This is a genomic window from Pseudomonas sp. BJa5, assembly GCF_030272875.2.
Lineage (GTDB): Bacteria > Pseudomonadota > Gammaproteobacteria > Pseudomonadales > Pseudomonadaceae > Aquipseudomonas.
Map to the genome: position 1 here is coordinate 1 of NZ_JALRNG020000014.1, position 17,918 is coordinate 17,918.

Sequence of the window (17,918 nt, forward strand, 5' to 3'; positions counted from 1 at the left end):
GGGCCGTATGTAGGAGCGAGCGGTTTTGCCTACTTTTTCCAAGAAAAAAGTAGGCCGCCGTAAGGGCGGAAGGGGCCGGCAGCGTCGCTGCATGGAATGGATAAGCACACCACCTCAACACCCAAGCCCAAGGATTCCGTGAGGAACCCAAAAAACCCCGCCGAAGCGGGGTCGAGAAAGCCTGCAATCAGCCCTGGTTACGCTTGTCGAACACGTGACAGGCCTTGCCTTCCGAACGTTTCAGGCTGTGCGAAGGCTGGATCAGCACCCGTGCGCTGATGCCGATGTGGGTCTTGATCTGCTTGCTCAGTTCATTGCCGATCAGCTTCTGCTGGTCACTGTCCAGGCCTTGCAGCTCATGCTTGAGCTCCACATGCACATCCATGCCGTCGAGGTTGCCATTGCGATACAGATGTATCTCATAAGTCTCTGAAAGCTGTTTCACTTTCAGTACCTGCTCCTCGATCTGCGTAGGGAACACGTTGACCCCGCGGATGATCAGCATGTCGTCGCTGCGCCCGGTGATCTTGTCGATGCGCCGCATCGGTCGCGCGGTACCCGGCAGCAGGCGCGTGAGGTCGCGGGTGCGGTAGCGGATCATCGGCAGCGCTTCCTTGCTCAACGAAGTGAATACCAGCTCGCCGTATTCACCGTCGGGCAGCACCGCACCCGTCACCGGGTCGATGATTTCCGGGTAGAAGTGGTCTTCCCAGACGGTCGGGCCGTCCTTGGTCTCGGCGCATTCCATGGCCACGCCCGGGCCCATGATTTCCGACAGGCCGTAGATGTCCAGGGCGGTGATGCCCATGCGCTCCTCGACCGCGCGGCGCAACTCGGCGGTCCAGGGTTCGGCGCCGAAGATGCCCAGGCGCAGCGCCAGCGACTGCGGGTCGATGCCCTGGCGCTCGATCTCGTCGGCGATATTGAGCATGTACGAGGGGGTGACCATGATGATGTCCGGCTGGAAGTCACGGATCAGCTGCACCTGCTTCTCGGTCTGGCCGCCGGACATCGGGATCACCGTGCAACCCAGGCGCTCGGCGCCGTAGTGGGCGCCCAGGCCGCCGGTGAACAGGCCGTAGCCGTAGGAGATATGGACCTTGTCGCCACGCCGGCCACCCGCCGCGCGGATCGAGCGCGCCACCACGTTGGCCCAGGTGTCGATGTCATTCTGGGTATAGGCGACCACGGTCGGCTTGCCGGTGGTGCCGCTGGAGGCATGCAGGCGCACGATGTCGTGCATGGGCACCGCGAACATGCCGTAGGGGTAGTTGTCGCGCAGGTCGTTCTTGCCGGTGAAGGGGAACTTGGCCAGGTCGTCGAGCGACTTCAGGTCGTCCGGGTGCACGCCAAGGCTGTCGAAACGCTGCTTGTACAGCGGCACGTTGCGGTAGGCATGGTTCAGGCTCCAGCGCAGGCGATCGAGCTGGTGCTGACGAAGCTGATCGATGCTGGCGGTTTCCATCGGATCAAGCAGGGTGGTGGTAACAGACATATTCATGGTTTCACTCGAATTGTTTTTGTGCATCGGCCCGCACGCGGGCCTTTGAGTGCTAATGAGCAGAATAACCCTCGGCGACCGGCGTGTCAGAGTCGCTCGATGATCAGTGCAATGCCCTGGCCGACGCCGATGCACATGGTGCACAGTGCGTAGCGGCCCTGGCGTTCTTCCAGTTCGTGCAGCGCGGTGGTGACCAGGCGCGCACCGCTCATGCCCAGGGGGTGGCCGAGGGCGATGGCGCCGCCGTTCGGGTTGACCCGGGCGTCGTCGTCGGCCAGGCCGAGTTCACGCAGCACGGCCAGGCCCTGGGCGGCGAAGGCTTCGTTGAGCTCGATGACGTCCATATCGGCCAGGCTCAGGCCGGCCAGTTCCAGCACCTTGTGGGTGGCTGGCACCGGGCCGATGCCCATCAGCCGCGGTTCGACGCCGGCGGTGGCCATCGCCACCACCCGGCCACGGGCCTTGAGGCCATGCCGTGCAGCCGCTTGCGGGCTGGCCAGCAGCAGCGCGCAGGCGCCATCGTTTACCCCCGAGGCGTTGCCGGCGGTGACACTGCCGCCTTGGCGGAACGGCGTGCCGAGCTTGGCCAGCTGTTCCAGGGTGGTGTCGCCGCGTGGGTGTTCGTCGTGCTCGACGATTTTTGCCGGGCCTTTGCGCTGGGCAATCTCCACCGCCACGATTTCCTTGGCCAGACGACCGCTGGCCTGGGCGGCGGCGGCCTTGTGCTGGCTGCGCAGGGCGAAGGCGTCCTGGTCGGCGCGCGAGACATTGAACTGCGCGGCCACGTTTTCCGCGGTCTCCGGCATCGAGTCGGTGCCGAATTGTGCCTGCATCAGCGGGTTGATGAAGCGCCAGCCGATGGTGGTGTCGAAGATTTCCGCGCTACGGCCGAAGGCCTGCTCGGACTTGCCCATGACGAAAGGTGCACGGGACATCGATTCGACGCCGCCGGCAATCATCAGCCCGGCTTCGCCGCAGCGAATTGCCCGTGCGGCGAAGCCGATGGCGTCCAGGCCCGAACCGCACAGGCGGTTGAGGGTGGTGCCCGGTACGCTCAGGGGCAGGCCGGCGAGCAGCGAGGCCATGTGCGCGACGTTGCGGTTGTCTTCGCCGGCCTGGTTGGCGCAGCCGTAGATCACGTCGTCGATGGCGCTCCAGTCCAGTTGCGGGTGGCGCGCTTGCAGGGCCTTGAGCGGGATGGCGCCGAGGTCGTCGGCGCGCACGCTGGAGAGGGCGCCGGCGTAACGACCGATGGGGGTGCGGATGGCGTCGATGATCAGGGCGTCATTCATTCGGGGTCTCCTGCGCCAGCACGGTGCCGCGCACTTTGTAGGACTTGCCACGGAACAGGGCGATCAACTGGCCGTGCTGGTTTTCGATTCGTACGTCGTAGTTACCGGTGCGGCCACTGCGGCTCAGCTCGCTGGCGTGGGCGGTAAGGGTGTCGCCCAGGCGTGCCGGGGCGACGTAATCGATGCTGCAGCCGATCGCCACGCAGGCGTCGTTGTAGCTGTTGCAGGCGAAGGCGAACGCCGAATCGGCGAGGGCGAACAGGTAGCCGCCATGGCAGGTGCCGTGGCCCTGGATCATGTCTTCGCGCACGCTCATGCCGATCATCGTCTGGCCCGGTGCGACCGAGAGCAGGCGCATGCCCAGGCGCTGGCTGGCGGTATCGCGCTCGAACATGGCCTCGGCGCAGCGGGTGGCCAGTGACAGGGCCTCGTGGTTAGTCATGGAAGTTCCTCCCTTCGGCGACCAGGCGGCGCAGCAGCAGGGAAGGGCGATAACGCGTCTCGCCGTAGCTGGCCTGCAGGTGTTCGAGGGTGCGCAGCACGGCGGGCAGGCCGATGGCATCGGCCCAGGCCAGCGGGCCCTGCGGGTAATTGACCCCGGCACGCATCGCCAGGTCGATATCGGCGGCACTGCCGACACCCTGTAGCACGGCGTCGGCGCCTTCGTTGGCGAGCATCGCCACGCTGCGCAGCACGGCCAGGCCCGGCAGGTCGGCGAGCGGGCTGACCTTGAGGCCGGCGCGTTGCAGCAAGGCCACGGCCTGGTCGCGGGCGCCGACGCTGGTATCGGCGGCGCAGGCGATGGCCAGGCGAGCGGCCTTGGCATAGTCCAGTGCCAGGTCGATCAGCACCAGGTTGCGCAAGCCGTCCTCACGGGCGCGCTGGCTGGCCAGGCGGCCGTCGGACAGGGCCAGCAACGCATCGCCGACGCGCAGCAGGCCGCTGCCGTCGCGCCGTACCACTTGCACGCCAGCATCCTGCAGGCGCTGGACCAGCGGTTCGGCCACGCCCAGGTGGCCTTCCACCACACAGCAGTCGACGCTGGCGGTGCTGCTCAGTTCGGCCGGCTGCGGGCGCTCGGCGCCTTCGGCGTAGTCATAGAAGCCGCGTCCGCTCTTGCGCCCGAGGTGGCCGGCGTCGACCAGCTCCTTCTGGATCAGCGAAGGCTGGAAGCGGAAATCGCCGTAATAGGCGTCGAACACCGAGCAGGTCACCGCGTAGTTGACGTCGTGGCCGATCAGGTCGGTCAGTTCGAAGGCGCCCATGCGAAAGCCGCCGGCATCACGCAGCAGGGCATCGAGGGTCGCGCAGTCGGCGGCGCCTTCCTGCAGCAGGCGCAGGCTTTCGGCGTAGAACGGCCGGGCCACGCGGTTGACGATGAAGCCGGGAGTCGATTTGGTGTGTACCGGTTGCTTGCCCCAGGCGCTTGCCGTGGCGTACAGCCGCTCGGCCAGCGCCCGCGGCGTAGCCAGGCCCGAGACGATCTCGACCAGCGCCATCAGCGGCGCCGGGTTGAAGAAATGCATGCCGATCACCCGCTCGGGGTGGGCGAGGCCGGCCGCGAGGCTGGTGATCGACAGCGACGAGGTGTTGCTGGCGAAGATGCAGTCGGCGCTGCACAGCGCCTCCAGCTGGCGCAGCAGGCCGCGCTTGACCTCAAGGTTCTCGACGATCGCCTCGATCACCAGGCCGGCGTCGGCCAGGGCCTCGATGGCGTCGGCCGGCTGCAGGCGGGCCACAGTGGCGGTGCGCGCCTCGGCGCTGAGCCTGCCTTTTTCCACCAGCTTGCCGAGCTGGCGGTCGATGCCGTCGATGGCCTGGGCGGCGGCACCGGGGCGGGCGTCATGCAGCTTCACCGGGTGGCCGGCCTGCGCCGCCACCTGGGCGATGCCGGCACCCATGGCGCCGGCACCGATCACGGCGACGACGGTGTTGTGGTTCAGTGCGCTCATCGCTCAGCGTCCCTTGAAGGTTGGGGTGCGTTTGGCCATGAAGGCGCTGACGCCTTCGCGGTAATCCTCGCTGCGCCCGGCCAGGCGCTGCAGGTCGCGTTCAAGCTCCAGTTGCTCGTCGAAGCTGTTATTCAGGCTGGCGTTCAGGCTGCGCTTGATCAGCGCCAGGCCGTAGGTCGGCTGGCTGGCCAGGTGGCGCGCCAGCTTGAGCGCTTCGTTGCGCAGTTCGGCGTCGTCGACCACCCGGTAGATCAGCCCCCATTGCTCGGCCTGTTCGGCGCTCAGGCGCTCGCCGAGCAGCATCAGGGCCTTGGCCCGGGCGCTGCCGACCAGCCGCGGCAGGGTCCAGGTGCCGCCGGAGTCGGGGATCAGGCCGATCTTGCAGAAGGCCTGGATAAAGCTCGCCGAGCGCGCCGCCAGGACCAGGTCGCAGGCCAGCGGAATGTTTGCCCCGGCGCCGGCGGCGACACCGTTGACCGCGCAGATCACCGGCAACGGCAGGTCGCGCAGGGCACGGATCAGCGGGTTGTAGAACTGCTCGATGGACTCGCCCAGGTCCGGCGCCTCGGCGCCGGGGGCGACGTTGCGATCGCCCAGGTCCTGGCCTGCACAGAAGCCACGGCCTTCGCCGGACAGCAGCAGGACACGCACCTCGGGGTTCTGCCGCACCTGCTTGAGTGCTTCGCGCACTTCAGTGTGCATCAGCGCGTTGAAGCTGTTGAGTTGGTCCGGGCGGTTGAGGCTGAGGGTGGCGACGCCGTCCTCAATGGCAAACAGGATGTGCTGGAAATTCATCGCAGGGGCGCTCTCGGGATAACCAGGGAAGGGGCGGCCAGGCTTATTGGCCAGTGAATTCGGGGCGGCGCTTGGCCTGGAAGGCGGCGATACCTTCATTGCGGTCGGCGGTGCCGGCCAGCACGGTGAAGGCATGGCGCTCGAAGCGCAGGCCGCTGGCCAGGTCCGTGTCCTGGGCCTTGAGCAGGGCTTCCTTGGCCAGGCGCACCGCCAGCGGCGCTTTCTGCGCAATCACGCGGGCGATGGCGATGGCGCGCTCGACGGTGAATTCGGGCTGGGTCACTTCACTGACCAGGCCGGCGCGCAGGGCGAAGCGCGCATCGATGGCCTCGCCTGTGAGCACCATCTGCATGGCCAGCGACTTGCCGACCGCGCGCAGCAGGCGTTGGGTGCCGCCTGCGCCAGGCATGATGCCGAGGTTGATTTCCGGCTGGCCGAAGCGGGCATCTTCGCCGGCGATGAGGATGTCGGCGTGCATGGCCAGTTCGCAGCCACCACCCAGGCAGAAGCCGTTGACCGCGGCGACCAGCGGCTTGGAGAAGGCCGCAATGCGCTGCCAGTGGGCCACGCGTGGGTCGTTGAGGATGCCGACCATATCGCGTTCGGCCATTTCATTGATGTCGGCACCGGCGGCGAACGCCTTGCGGCTGCCGGTGATGACCACGGCGCGGGTCTCGGGATCGCGTTCGGCCTGTTCCAGCTCGACCGCAAGCTCGCCGAGCAGCTCCGTGTTCAGGGCGTTCAGCGCTTGCGGGCGCTGCAGGGTGATCAGGCGTACGCCCGCTTCGGGGGCAAGGACGGCAAGAGTGCGAGGCATCGAACGCTCCTCAGGCTGAACGCGCGGCTTGGTTGGCCGGCTAGTTATTGGGGGTATGGCGATCAGGCAGGGTGCCGACGAGGCCGCCTGCCAGGCTGCATTTTTTGCGAGTATACGCAAAAAGCGATACAAAACAACAACAGAAAAAATGAATTACGTGTCTTATGCGTCGAGGTTTCAGTGCCGATCGGCTTGGAGAACAGGTGGTTAAAGTCAACCGTATAGGCGTGTTGCGGCGCTCTATGTCGGGTATTTGTTGGGGTGCCGGTCAACCTTCGCTGACATTCCGATACAGAAAGCTTTACTTATTTGAAAAAAAACGTTGTGATACAGAAAATCTGTTCAGACGCATCGCTTTCTGTAAATGTGTGTCGTCTGTCGTCCGCTTTCGAGGAATTCCGCCATGTCGTCCACCGCCACCCGTGCCGCCCTGGAACTGTTCGACCACCACCGCGCCACGCTCGACCGCGCGCTGCAGGCCATCGCCGAGCGCGGCTACTGGTCGCCTTACAGCGAGCAGCTCAAGCAGTACCCGCAAGCCGCGGTGGAGGGTGCGCAGGCGGCCTTCGAGGCGCTGCTGAACCAGCCGTTTGCGTTGCAGGGGCCGGCCGCGGTCGCTCGCGTCGGTGCCGAGCGTTCGCCTTATGGCTTCGATCTCGGCATCAGTTACGACCAGTACGACGCCGAGCAACTGCTGGCGCGCCAGCAGCAGGCGCTGCCGGCCTGGCGCGATGCCGGCCCGCAGGCGCGGGTCGGTGCCTGCCTGGAAATCCTCCAGCGCCTCAATGCCTTGAGCCCGACCCTGGCCCATGCGGTGATGCACACCACTGGCCAGGCCTTCATGATGGCCTTCCAGGCCGGTGGCGCTCATGCCCAGGACCGTGGCCTGGAAGCCGTGGCCTATGCCTGGCGGGCGATGGCCGAGGTGCCGCAGGCGGCGCACTGGCTCAAGCCGCAGGGCAAGCTCGACCCGCTGCAACTGGACAAGCGCTGGCATATCGTGCCGCGCGGCCTGTCGCTGGTGATCGCCTGTTCGACCTTCCCGACCTGGAACACCTACCCGGGCCTGTTCGCCAGCCTGGTCACCGGTAACCCGGTGCTGGTCAAGGCGCACCCGGGAGCGATCCTGCCCGTGGCGATGAGCGTCAAGGTGGCGCAGGAGGTGCTCGCGGAGCTGGGCTTCGACCCGGTACTGGTCAGCCTGGTGGTCGACACCCCGGAGGTCCCCGTTGCCCAACAACTGGCGCTCGATCCGCGGGTCAAGCTGGTCGACTTCACCGGCTCCAATGCCTTCGGCGAGTGGCTGGAGCGTCATGCGCTGCAGGCCCAGGTGTTTACCGAGAAGGCCGGCATCAATACGGTGATCATCGACAGCACGGCCAATCTCAAGGCGGTGGCGAAGAACCTGGCGTTCTCCCTGAGCCTTTACTCCGGGCAGATGTGCACCGCCCCCCAGGCTATCTATGTGCCGCGCGGCGGCATTCGCAATGGCGATGAACAGCTGAGCTTCGACCAGGTCGCCGATGCGCTGGCCGATGCCATCAAGGGGTTGCTGAGTGACAACGATCGCGCTTGTGCGGTACTCGGTGCCATCCAGTCTCAGGTGACGGCGGCACGCATCGACGCCTGCCGCGAGCTGGGCGAGGTCGTGCTCGACAGCGAAGTGCGCGAGCACCCGCAGTTCCCGGCGGCGCGGGTGTGCACGCCGCTGCTGCTCAAGGTCGACGCGGCCGAGCGCGATGCCTATGCGCAAGAGCGCTTCGGCCCGATCGCCTTCATCATTGCCACCGACGACAGTGCACACAGCGTGCAGGTCGCCCGCGAGGTGATCGCCACCAAGGGCGCCATGACCCTGGGTGTGTACTCCACCGACCCGAGTTTCCTCGAACAGGCCGAAACCCTGGCCCAGGAGGTCGCCGTGGCGCTGTCGGTGAACCTCGACGGCGGCGTGCTGGTCAACCAGTCGGCCGCCTTCAGCGACTTCCATGCCACCGGTGGCAACCCGGCGGCGAATGCCTCGATCAGCGACGGCGCCTTTGTCAGCCGGCGCTTCGTTATCGTCCAGAGCCGCCGTCCTGCGGCCCAATGAGAACACTGCCATGACCTGCTACAGCCTCGACGGCCTGACCCCGGTGGTACACCCCAGCGCCTACGTGCACCCCAGTGCCGTGCTGATCGGCGACGTGATCATCGGTGCCGGCTGCTATGTCGGCCCGTTGGCCAGCCTGCGCGGCGACTTCGGACGCATCGTCCTGGAGGAAGGCGCGAATATCCAGGACACCTGTGTGATGCACGGCTTTCCCGAGAGTGACACAGTGGTCGGGCGCAACGGCCACATCGGCCATGGTGCGGTGCTGCACGGCTGCCGCGTCGGCGAGGACGTGCTGGTCGGCATGAACGCGGTGGTCATGGACAACGCCGAGATCGGTGCGCGCTCGTTCATCGCCGCCACCACCTTCGTCAAGGCCGGCTTTCGCTGCGATGAACAGTCGCTGGTGCTCGGCTCTCCGGCGCAGGTCAAGCGCCGCCTGCGCGACGAAGAAGTCGACTGGAAGCGCGCCGGCACCGAAGAGTACCAACTGCTGGCACGGCGTTGCGCCCAGGGCCTGGTCGCCTGCGAGCCGTTGAGCGAGGTCGAGCCGACACGTCCACGGATCAGTGCCAGCAGCCTGCGACCCAAGGGGGAGGGGCTGTGATGGCGGTCACCCGTGATGGCCATGCCTGGCGCTCAGCGGGTATATTCGCAGCACTTTCATGCCCGGTTCTCCCATGACATCCCTTGCTCCCCTCAATCAGTTGATTGCCCGTTTCCAACAGCAGACGCCGCTGCGTGCCAGTTCGCTGATCATCACCCTCTACGGTGATGCCATCGAGCCGCACGGTGGAACGGTCTGGCTCGGTAGCCTGATCCAATTGCTCGAACCCATCGGCATCAACGAGCGGTTGATCCGTACCTCGATCTTCCGCCTGACCAAGGAAGGCTGGTTGAGCGCCGAGAAGGTTGGCCGGCGCAGCTACTACAGCCTGACCGGCACCGGTCGGCGGCGTTTCGAGAAGGCCTTCAAGCGGGTTTACAGTTCCGCGCTGCCGGCCTGGGATGGTTCCTGGACCCTGGCGCTGCTGTCGCAACTGCCGCAGGACAAGCGCAAACAGGTGCGCGAGGAACTGGAGTGGCAAGGTTTTGGTGCGATCACGCCGGTGATGCTGGCGTGCCCGCGTTGTGATCGTGTCGATGTGGCCGCCACCCTGCAGGATCTCGAAGCGCTGGAAGACACCATTCTCTTCGAGACCACCGCCCAGGACGTCCTGGCCTCCAAGGCGCTGCGCATGCAGGTGCGCGAGAGCTGGAGCATCGATGCGCTGGCCGCGCAGTACAGCGAGTTCATCCAGCTGTTCCGGCCCTTGTGGCAGGTGCTGCGCGAGCAGGAGGTGTTGCAGCCGATGGATTGCTTCCTGGCGCGCACCTTGCTGATTCATGAATACCGCAAGCTGCTGTTGCGCGATCCGCAACTGCCCGACGAGTTGCTCCCCGGCGACTGGGAGGGACGGGCGGCGCGTCAGCTGTGCCGCAACATCTACCGTCTGGTTCAGGCCAAAGGCGAAGAGCACTTGAGTAGCGCGCTGGAAACCGCCGACGGTCCGTTGCCGGAAGTCGGGGACAGTTTCTACCGGCGCTTCGGCGGGCTTAACTAGCCGTCCAATAATAAAAATAGCAGTGAGGCCTGTAACATCATGATGACTGCAAGTGCACTCCAGGCAGACCGTTTTGATGAATGGCTGCAACAAATCAACCAGGCCTGTGGCCGCTTTTGCGCCCAGACCCTGGGAGCCGGGTTTTCCGGTTCGGTAAGAGAGCACAAGGCCGGTGCGCTCAAGCTGAGTTTCGTTGATGTTGCCCAGGCTCGTCTGTACCGCACCGGGCGCGAGGTGGAGCAGAGCGAGAACAGGGACTTTTTTGCGGCGTTTCAGCTGCAAGGCCATGCGGCAATGGAGCAGGGCACTAATCGCGTGACGCTAAGCCCCGGCGATATCACTCTGATCGATGCGACCTTGCCAAGCGACTTCACCTATAGCGACAACTCGCGCCAGTTGTCGTTGATACTGCCTCGTCATCTGGTCGAGCACAGCCAGCGCTTCAGCAATATTCGCTGTGCCCAGCGGATCGATGCCAGCTCGCCGATCGCGGTGCTGGCCAATCGGCTGGTACTGGAGGCGACCCAGCAGGGCACGCTCAGCCTGCAGGAGAGCGAAGCCACGCTGGATGCCATCGTCAGCTTGTTGCGTCCGGTAATTGGCAGTACCGAGGCCGATCCGGATGTGCATGAGCGGCTGTTTCGCAAGACCCTCAGGTTCATTGATGAAAACATTTGCAGTGAAGAATTGTGCCCGGAGCTGCTGGCTCGAGAAGTAGGCGTGTCGGTTCGAGGTTTGTACCGCATGTTCTCGAAGAAAGGTCTGGTCGTTGCCCAGTACATCAAGAACCGGCGCCTGGATTTTTGCGCCGAGTCTTTGCGCCACAATGGGGCGCAGCGCAAACTCTCGGCCTTGGGCTATTCCTGGGGTTTCTCTGACGCCAGCTATTTCTCCACGGCCTTCAAGGCCCGTTTTGGCGTATCGCCCGGCGAATACCGCAAGCGTTACCAGCACTGATTGCCTGCCCGTCACAAGCCTGTGCTGGCGTGACGGCAGCGCGCTTTGCTCATCGCTACCAGTTGTGTTGGCAGTGCGGCCAATACGACTGGCATGCAGGCAAAAATCCCTCCTCGGCCACTGCGATATAACTCGGCATGTCAAAAGCCAGCAGTGCGCCCTGCGTGGTCGACGGCTTGCCCATGGCAGCTGCCAACCAATCGGGTCGATCCAATGAACGACGAGGAATGAGTATGAGCAAAGTTGATGTACTGCCACAGGTCGCCACTTTTTTGCAGCGTCGCCATGGTTGCTTCATCGATGGCCAATGGGTTGTGCCTGAAGGCAGTACGTCGCCGGTATTGAACCCGGCGACCGGTGAAACCATCGCCCAGGTGGCCGACGCCAGCGCGGAGCTGGTCGAGCGTGCGGTGTTGTCGGCGCGCAAGGCACATGAAGCGCGGGTCTGGTCGGGTCTGCGTCCGGCCGATCGCGAGCGCATCCTGCTGCGTTTCACGGCGCTGGTGGAAGAGCACGGCGAGGAGTTGGCACAGCTGGAAACCCTGTGCCAGGGTAAATCGATCAACATGGCGCGGATGCTGGATGTCAATGCCACCGTCGAGTTCATGCGCTACATGTCCGGATGGGCGACCAAGATCGAAGGGCAGACCCTCGACGTGTCCATCCCGCTGCCGGAGGGCGCGCGCTACACGGCATTCGCTCGTCGTGAGCCAGTGGGTGTTGTCGCCGGCATCGTGCCGTGGAACTTCCCTTTGATGATCACTACCTGGAAGCTGATGCCGGCACTGGCCACCGGTTGCACCGTGGTGATCAAGCCGTCGCCGGAAACCCCGCTGACCGCCCTGCGCCTGGTCGAGCTCGCTCTCGAGGCGGGCATTCCTGCTGGCGTGTTCAACCTGGTGACCGGGGGTGGCAACGTTGGCCAGGCGCTCGCCTCGCACAAGAAGGTCGACAAGGTGTCGTTCACCGGCTCCACCGCCGTGGGCAAGATTGTCGGCGGCGTCGCCGTGCAGAACATGACCCGCTTCGCCCTCGAACTGGGTGGCAAGAACCCGATGATCATCCTCGCCGATGCCGACATCGACAAAGCCGTGCAAGGTGCATTGCTTGGCGGCCTGCTCAACAACGGCCAGGTGTGCGCGGCGGCCTCGCGCTTCTATGTGCACCGCTCGCGCTACGACGACTTCGTCGCCGGCCTTGCCGCTGCGGTGTCCGGCATGCCGATCGGTGCGGGCATGGATACTACCGCGGCGGTCAACCCGCTGGTGTCGCGCAAGCAACAGCAGAGCGTGCTCAAGCACATCGAGACGGCCAGGCAGGAAGGTGCCCGTGTGGTCACCGGGGGTGAGCCGGTCGACAGTGCCGGTTTCTACGTGCAGCCGACGGTGCTTGCCGATGTCGATCACAGCATGGCCGTGGCCCGCGCCGAAGTATTCGGTCCGGTACTCTCGGTGATTCCGTTCGACGACGAGGAGCAGGTCATTGCCATGGCCAATGACAGTGACTACGGCCTGGCTGCCAGCCTGTGGACCAACGACCTGACCAAGGCGATGAACCTGGTGCCACGCATCGAGGCGGGTACCGTGTGGGTCAACGCCCATGTGCTGCTCGACCCGAACATGCCGTTCGGTGGGGTCAAACAGTCGGGCATGGGGCGTGAGTTCGGCCGTAGCGTGGTCGAGGCCTATACGGAAATCAAGTCGGTGTGCATCGCTCACTGATCATTGTGTGCTCCTCTTGGCAGGCCTCTGGCCTGCCTTTTTTTTGGCTCTTCACGGAATTCCGGGGGCTAGGTTCCTTGGGCTTGGGCTTGGGCTTGGGCTTGGGCTTGGGTGTCGGGGTGGCGAGCTTATCCATTCCATGCAGCGACGCTGGCGGCCCCTTCCGCCTTTACGGCGGGTCCCTTTTGTCTTGGCAAAAGGAACCAAAACCGCTCGCTCCTGCATCCGGCCCTACGCTGCGCTCCGGGTTCCCTCGCTACGGTGTCTTCCAGGGGCTGCGCGGCCTACGACTTGCTTCGCCAAGTCTACGGCTCGCGTTCTTCGGCTACGCCGAAGGGTGCTACGCACCCGCCCCCTCCAGACACCTCCGCTCGGCCTCCTGAAGTCGCGAAGTTACGGGTGGCGCCTGTGCTGGCGCATCTTCGAAGGCAGATGTTGGCGCGGCCTGGCTGACGCCATCGCGGGGCAAGCCCGCTCCTACGGTTGCTCTTGATCTTCATGCGCGTCAGTTCAGGCGCTGCAGAATGCGACTTCAGGAGGCCGTATGTAGGAGCAAGCGGTTTTGCCTACTTTTCCCAAGAGAAAAGTAGGCCGCCGTAAAGGCGGAAGGGGCCGGCAGCGTCGCTGCATGGAATGGATAAGCCCGCAGACTCGACACCCAAGCCCAAGCCCAAGCCCAAGCCCAAGCCCAAGGAACCTAGTTCCCGGAATTCCGTGAAGAACCAAAAAAAAAGCCCCGCCAAAGTGACGGGGTTGAGGTACGAGCGTGGCAGCTCGAAAAGGGAGCCTGTCTCCCCCGGCAGAGGGAGACAGGGAACAGCATTACAGCAGCATGGTGCGGATGTCGGCCAGCAGGTCGCCCAGGCGCTTGGTGAAGCGCGCGGCAGCGGCGCCGTTGATCACGCGGTGATCGTAGGACAGCGACAGCGGCAGCATCAGTTTCGGCTGGAAGGCTTTGCCGTCCCAGACTGGCTGGATGGTGGCCTTGGAGACACCCAGGATCGCCACTTCCGGCGCGTTGACGATCGGCGTGAAGCCGGTGCCGCCAATGTGGCCGAGGCTGGAAATGGTGAAGCAGGCACCTTGCATGTCGTCAGCCGACAGCTTCTTGGTCCGGGCTTTTTCAGCCAGGGCCGCCGCTTCGCCAGCCAGTTGCAGCAGGCTCTTCTGGTCGACGTTCTTGATCACCGGTACCAGCAGGCCGTCAGGGGTATCGACCGCGAAGCCGACGTTGACGTACTTCTTGCGGATGATCGCCTTGCCGCTAGGGGCCAGCGAGCTGTTGAAGTCCGGCAGTTCCTTGAGCAGGTGGGCGCAGGCCTTGAGCAGCAGTGGCAGTACGGTCAGCTTGACGCCGGCCTTCTCCGCAACGGCTTTCTGCGCAACGCGGAAGGCTTCCAGCTCGGTGATGTCGGCCGAATCGAACTGGGTGACGTGCGGCACGTTCAGCCAGCTGCGATGCAGGTTGGTAGCACCCATCTGCATCAGGCGGGTCATCGGCACTTCTTCGATTTCGCCGAAACGGCTGAAGTCGACTTCCGGAATCGGCGGGATGCCTGCACCACCGGTTGCACCGGCGGCTGGAGCTTCCTTGGCCTTCTGCATCATGGCCTTGACGTAAACCTGCACGTCTTCCTTGAGGATGCGACCGTGCGGACCGGTGGCCGCTACTGCGCTCAGCTCGACACCGAACTCACGGGCCAGCTGACGCACGGCAGGACCGGCGTGAACCTTGGCGCCGTTGGTAGCTGCCGGGGCAGTAACCGCAGCAGCAACTGGAGCAGCCGGTGCAGGTGCCGCAGCCGGGGCGGCAGCAGGAGCGGCCGGCGCCGGAGCGGCAGCGGCAGGGGCTGGCGCGGCGGCAGGGGCAGCGCCTGCAACTTTCAGCTTGAGGATCAGGTCGCCGGTGCCGACTTCGTCATCCAGCTTGGCGATCACGGCTTCGACCACGCCCGCGGCTGGAGACGGGATCTCCATCGAGGCTTTGTCCGATTCCAGGGTGATCAGCGACTGGTCGGCTTCGACGGTGTCGCCGACCTTGACCAGTACTTCGATGATCTTGGCCTTGCCCGAGGAGCCGATGTCCGGAACGTGGATGTCCTGGACGCTGGCAGCAGCAGGGGCAGCAGCTGGCGCCGGAGCGGCCGCTGCAGCCGGAGCTGCGGCAGGCTTTTCTTCGGCGGCAGGCGCAGCGGCGGCTGGAGCCGCGGGTGCCGCGGCGGCACCCTCGACTTCCAGTTCCAGCAGCTCGTCGCCTTCTTTCAGGCGGTCGCCCAGCTTGACCTTCAGCGCCTTGATCACGCCGGCCTTGGGGGCCGGGATCTCCATGGAGGCCTTGTCGGACTCCAGGGTCAGCAGGCTCTGGTCGGCTTCGATGCGGTCGCCGACTTTGACGAACAGCTCAATGATTTCACCTTCACCGCTGCCGATGTCAGGTACGCGAATGAGTTCGCTCACTTAAAAATACTCCTCAGCAGTCCAGTGGGTTGCGCTTGTCCGGGTCGATGCCGAACTTGACGATGGCGTCGGCCACCACCTTCGGTTCGATCTCGCCACGGTCAGCCAGGGCTTCCAGGGCAGCCAGCACGACGAAGTGACGGTCGACTTCGAAGAAGTGACGCAGCTTCTTGCGGCTGTCGCTGCGACCGTAGCCATCGGTACCTAGGACTTTGAATTCTTTGCTCGGCACCCACTGACGGATCTGCTCGGCGAACAGCTTCATGTAGTCGGTGGAGGCGATGACCGGACCCTTGCGACCGTTCAGGCACTGCTCGACGTAGGTCTGCTGTGGCTTCTGGCCAGGCTTGAGGCGGTTGCTGCGCTCTACGGCCAGGCCGTCGCGACGCAGTTCGTTGAAGCTGGTGACGCTCCAGACGTCGGCGCCGACGTTGAACTCTTCACGCAGGATCTTCGCCGCTTCACGCACTTCGCGCAGGATGGTGCCGGAGCCCATCAGCTGGACGTGGTGCGCAGCTTCGCGGGTATCTTCCTCGAGCAGGTACATGCCCTTGATGATGCCTTCCTCGACACCGACCGGCATGGCTGGCTGCTGGTAGGATTCGTTCATCACGGTGATGTAGTAGAAGATGTCCTGTTGCTCTTCGGTCATCTTCTTCATGCCGTCCTGGATGATCACCGCCAGCTCGTAGCCGTAGGTCGGATCGTAGGTGCGGCAGTTCGGGATGGTACCGGCCATCATGTGGCTGTGACCGTCTTCGTGCTGCAGGCCTTCACCGTTGAGGGTGGTACGGCCGGCGGTACCGCCGATCAGGAAGCCGCGGGTACGGCTGTCGCCAGCGGCCCAGGCCAGGTCGCCGATACGCTGGAAGCCGAACATCGAGTAGAAGATGTAGAACGGCAGCATCGGCTGGTTGTGGCAGCTGTACGAGGTACCGGCAGCGATGAACGACGACATGGCGCCGGCTTCGTTGATGCCTTCCTCGAGGATCTGGCCCTTCTTGTCTTCGCGGTAGAACATCACCTGGTCTTTATCGACTGGCTCGTAGAGCTGGCCGACGGACGAGTAGATGCCCAGCTGGCGGAACATGCCTTCCATACCGAAGGTACGGGCTTCGTCCGGGATGATCGGGACGATGCGCTGGCCGATTTCCTTGTCCTTGACCAGTTGCGCGAGGATCCGCACGAAGGCCATGGTGGTGGAGATTTCGCGGTCGCCCGAGCCGTCCAGGATCGCCTTCAGGGTTTCCAGTGGCGGGGTCGGCACGCTGAAGCTCTTGGCGCGGCGCTGTGGCACGAAACCACCCAGGGCGGAACGGCGCTCGGCCAGGTAACGGGCTTCGGCGCTGCCTTCCTCAGGCTTGAAGAACGGCAGGTTCTCCAGCTCGTCGTCCTTGACCGGGATGTCGAAGCGGTCGCGGAACTGACGCAGGCTGTCGACGTCGACCTTCTTGGTGTTGTGCGCGGTGTTCTTGGCTTCGCCGGCACCGGTGCCATAACCCTTGATGGTCTTGGCCAGAATGACGGTCGGTTGCTCTTTGTGGTTGACCGCCTGGTGGTAGGCCGCATAGACCTTGTACGGGTCGTGGCCGCCACGGTTGAGCTTCCAGATCTCTTCGTCGGACAGGTCTTCGACCATGGCCTTGAGTTCCGGGGTGTTGAAGAAGTGCTCACGGACGAACGCGCCGTCCTTGGCCTTGTAGTTCTGGTACTCGCCGTCGATGACTTCGTCCATGCGACGCTGCAGGGCACCGTTGGTGTCCTTGGCGAACAGTGGGTCCCAGAAACGGCCCCAGACCACCTTGTTGACGTTCCAGCCACCGCCACGGAACACGCCTTCGAGTTCCTGGATGATCTTGCCGTTGCCGCGAACCGGGCCGTCGAGGCGCTGCAGGTTGCAGTTGATGACGAAGATCAGGTTGTCCAGCTTCTCGCGGCCGGCCAGGGCGATTGCACCCAGGGATTCCGGCTCGTCGCACTCGCCGTCGCCCATGAAGCACCAGACCTTCTGCTTGCCGGCCGGGATGAAGCCACGGGCTTCCAGGTACTTCATGAAGCGAGCCTGGTAGATCGCCTGGATCGGGCCCAGACCCATGGAAACGGTCGGGAACTGCCAGAAGTCAGGCATCAGCCAAGGGTGCGGGTAGCTCGACAGGCCCTTGCCATCGACTTCCTGACGGAAGTTGTTCATCTGGTCTTCGTTGATGCGGCCTTCCATGAAGGCGCGGGCGTAGACGCCAGGCGAGGCGTGGCCCTGGAAGAAGATCAGGTCGCCGCCGTGTTCTTCGGTCGGGGCCTGGAAGAAGTAGTTGAAGCCGATGTCATACAGGGTGGCGCTGGAGGCGAAGCTCGAAATGTGGCCGCCCAGGTCCGAGTCTTTCAGGTTGGTGCGCATGACCATCGCCAGCGCGTTCCAACGCACCATCGAGCGAATGCGGCGTTCCATGAACAGGTCGCCAGGCATGCGTGCTTCGTGGGTGACAGGGATGGTGTTGCGGTATGGCGTGGTGATGGCATATGGCAGCTGGGAGCCACTACGGGTGGCCAGCTCGCCCATACGGGTCATCAGATAGTGAGCGCGGTCTTCGCCTTCTTTGTCGAGAACCGACTCCAGGGCGTCCAGCCATTCCTGGGTTTCGACGGGATCGAGGTCTTGCATGGCTTGCTCCAGGGCGGAAAGGCTTCCAGAATCGGTTGCCTGAGTTTGCGACTGGCCTTTTGGGCAGACGACAT

The 17,918-nt window shown here is 64.4% G+C and carries 13 protein-coding genes; 5 read left to right on the top strand and 8 right to left on the bottom strand.

Translation table 11 applies throughout. The features are described 5' to 3' along the window. Positions 1-187: 187 nt before the first annotated feature. The 6 genes from paaK to paaF form a co-directional block, all read right to left on the bottom strand. Positions 188-1,501 (bottom strand): phenylacetate--CoA ligase PaaK, encoded by a 1,314-nt coding sequence (gene paaK, locus M2D63_RS10320; protein WP_285862781.1) that lies wholly within the window; start codon positions 1,499-1,501, stop codon positions 188-190. Positions 1,502-1,587: 86 nt separating this feature from the next. After that, positions 1,588-2,793, bottom strand: a complete 1,206-nt coding sequence (gene pcaF / locus M2D63_RS10325) for a 3-oxoadipyl-CoA thiolase (RefSeq protein ID WP_285862782.1) — start codon at positions 2,791-2,793, stop codon at positions 1,588-1,590. Next, on the bottom strand, positions 2,786-3,235 hold the full coding sequence (gene paaI, locus M2D63_RS10330) for a hydroxyphenylacetyl-CoA thioesterase PaaI (RefSeq protein WP_285862783.1): 450 nt from the start codon (positions 3,233-3,235) through the stop codon (positions 2,786-2,788). Before paaI ends, pcaF begins: the two co-directional genes overlap by 8 nt. Then, entirely contained in the window at positions 3,228-4,745 is a 1,518-nt protein-coding gene (gene paaH, locus M2D63_RS10335) for a 3-hydroxyacyl-CoA dehydrogenase PaaH (protein ID WP_285862784.1), read from the bottom strand. The genes paaI and paaH overlap by 8 nt, the downstream gene beginning before the upstream one ends. Before the next feature lie 3 nt (positions 4,746-4,748). Next, positions 4,749-5,540: a 2-(1,2-epoxy-1,2-dihydrophenyl)acetyl-CoA isomerase PaaG gene (gene paaG / locus M2D63_RS10340; RefSeq protein WP_285862785.1), complete on the bottom strand. Its 792-nt coding sequence runs from the start codon at positions 5,538-5,540 to the stop codon at positions 4,749-4,751. Positions 5,541-5,583: 43 nt separating this feature from the next. Continuing rightward, entirely contained in the window at positions 5,584-6,357 is a 774-nt protein-coding gene (paaF, locus tag M2D63_RS10345; protein WP_285862786.1) for a 2,3-dehydroadipyl-CoA hydratase PaaF, read from the bottom strand. A 403-nt stretch (positions 6,358-6,760) separates the two neighbouring features. Here paaF and paaN point away from each other — a divergent pair, with 403 nt between their 5' ends. From paaN to M2D63_RS10370, 5 genes are all read left to right on the top strand, one after another. After that, positions 6,761-8,446 (top strand): phenylacetic acid degradation protein PaaN, encoded by a 1,686-nt coding sequence (paaN, locus tag M2D63_RS10350; RefSeq protein ID WP_285862787.1) that lies wholly within the window; start codon positions 6,761-6,763, stop codon positions 8,444-8,446. A 10-nt stretch (positions 8,447-8,456) separates the two neighbouring features. After that, entirely contained in the window at positions 8,457-9,053 is a 597-nt protein-coding gene (paaY, locus tag M2D63_RS10355; protein ID WP_285862788.1) for a phenylacetic acid degradation protein PaaY, read from the top strand. A 73-nt stretch (positions 9,054-9,126) separates the two neighbouring features. Then, positions 9,127-10,050, top strand: coding sequence for a phenylacetic acid degradation operon negative regulatory protein PaaX (paaX, locus tag M2D63_RS10360; protein ID WP_285862789.1), 924 nt, complete (start codon positions 9,127-9,129; stop codon positions 10,048-10,050). A 39-nt stretch (positions 10,051-10,089) separates the two neighbouring features. Beyond that, complete coding sequence (gene feaR, locus M2D63_RS10365) at positions 10,090-11,007, top strand: transcriptional regulator FeaR (protein WP_285862790.1); 918 nt, start codon at positions 10,090-10,092, stop codon at positions 11,005-11,007. Positions 11,008-11,240: 233 nt separating this feature from the next. After that, positions 11,241-12,728, top strand: a complete 1,488-nt coding sequence (locus M2D63_RS10370; protein WP_285862791.1) for an aldehyde dehydrogenase family protein — start codon at positions 11,241-11,243, stop codon at positions 12,726-12,728. 822 nt (positions 12,729-13,550) lie between these two features. Here M2D63_RS10370 and aceF read toward each other — a convergent pair. Further along, positions 13,551-15,185 (bottom strand): dihydrolipoyllysine-residue acetyltransferase, encoded by a 1,635-nt coding sequence (gene aceF, locus M2D63_RS10375; protein ID WP_285862792.1) that lies wholly within the window; start codon positions 15,183-15,185, stop codon positions 13,551-13,553. Between the two features lie 13 nt (positions 15,186-15,198). After that, positions 15,199-17,844: a pyruvate dehydrogenase (acetyl-transferring), homodimeric type gene (gene aceE / locus M2D63_RS10380; protein WP_285862793.1), complete on the bottom strand. Its 2,646-nt coding sequence runs from the start codon at positions 17,842-17,844 to the stop codon at positions 15,199-15,201. Positions 17,845-17,918: the final 74 nt, after the last annotated feature.

Excerpts from the sequence above, each read along its gene's own strand:
- paaK (WP_285862781.1), bottom strand. The coding sequence starts at position 1,501 with ATGAATATGTCTGTTACCACCACCCTGCTTGATCCGATGGAAACCGCC.
- M2D63_RS10370 (WP_285862791.1), top strand. The coding sequence starts at position 11,241 with ATGAGCAAAGTTGATGTACTGCCACAGGTCGCCACTTTTTTGCAGCGT.
- feaR (WP_285862790.1), top strand. The coding sequence starts at position 10,090 with ATGATGACTGCAAGTGCACTCCAGGCAGACCGTTTTGATGAATGGCTG.
- paaF (WP_285862786.1), bottom strand. The coding sequence starts at position 6,357 with ATGCCTCGCACTCTTGCCGTCCTTGCCCCCGAAGCGGGCGTACGCCTG.
- paaH (WP_285862784.1), bottom strand. The coding sequence starts at position 4,745 with ATGAGCGCACTGAACCACAACACCGTCGTCGCCGTGATCGGTGCCGGC.
- paaX (WP_285862789.1), top strand. The coding sequence starts at position 9,127 with ATGACATCCCTTGCTCCCCTCAATCAGTTGATTGCCCGTTTCCAACAG.
- paaI (WP_285862783.1), bottom strand. The coding sequence starts at position 3,235 with ATGACTAACCACGAGGCCCTGTCACTGGCCACCCGCTGCGCCGAGGCC.
- pcaF (WP_285862782.1), bottom strand. The coding sequence starts at position 2,793 with ATGAATGACGCCCTGATCATCGACGCCATCCGCACCCCCATCGGTCGT.
- paaY (WP_285862788.1), top strand. The coding sequence starts at position 8,457 with ATGACCTGCTACAGCCTCGACGGCCTGACCCCGGTGGTACACCCCAGC.
- paaG (WP_285862785.1), bottom strand. The coding sequence starts at position 5,540 with ATGAATTTCCAGCACATCCTGTTTGCCATTGAGGACGGCGTCGCCACC.
- paaN (WP_285862787.1), top strand. The coding sequence starts at position 6,761 with ATGTCGTCCACCGCCACCCGTGCCGCCCTGGAACTGTTCGACCACCAC.
- aceE (WP_285862793.1), bottom strand. The coding sequence starts at position 17,844 with ATGCAAGACCTCGATCCCGTCGAAACCCAGGAATGGCTGGACGCCCTG.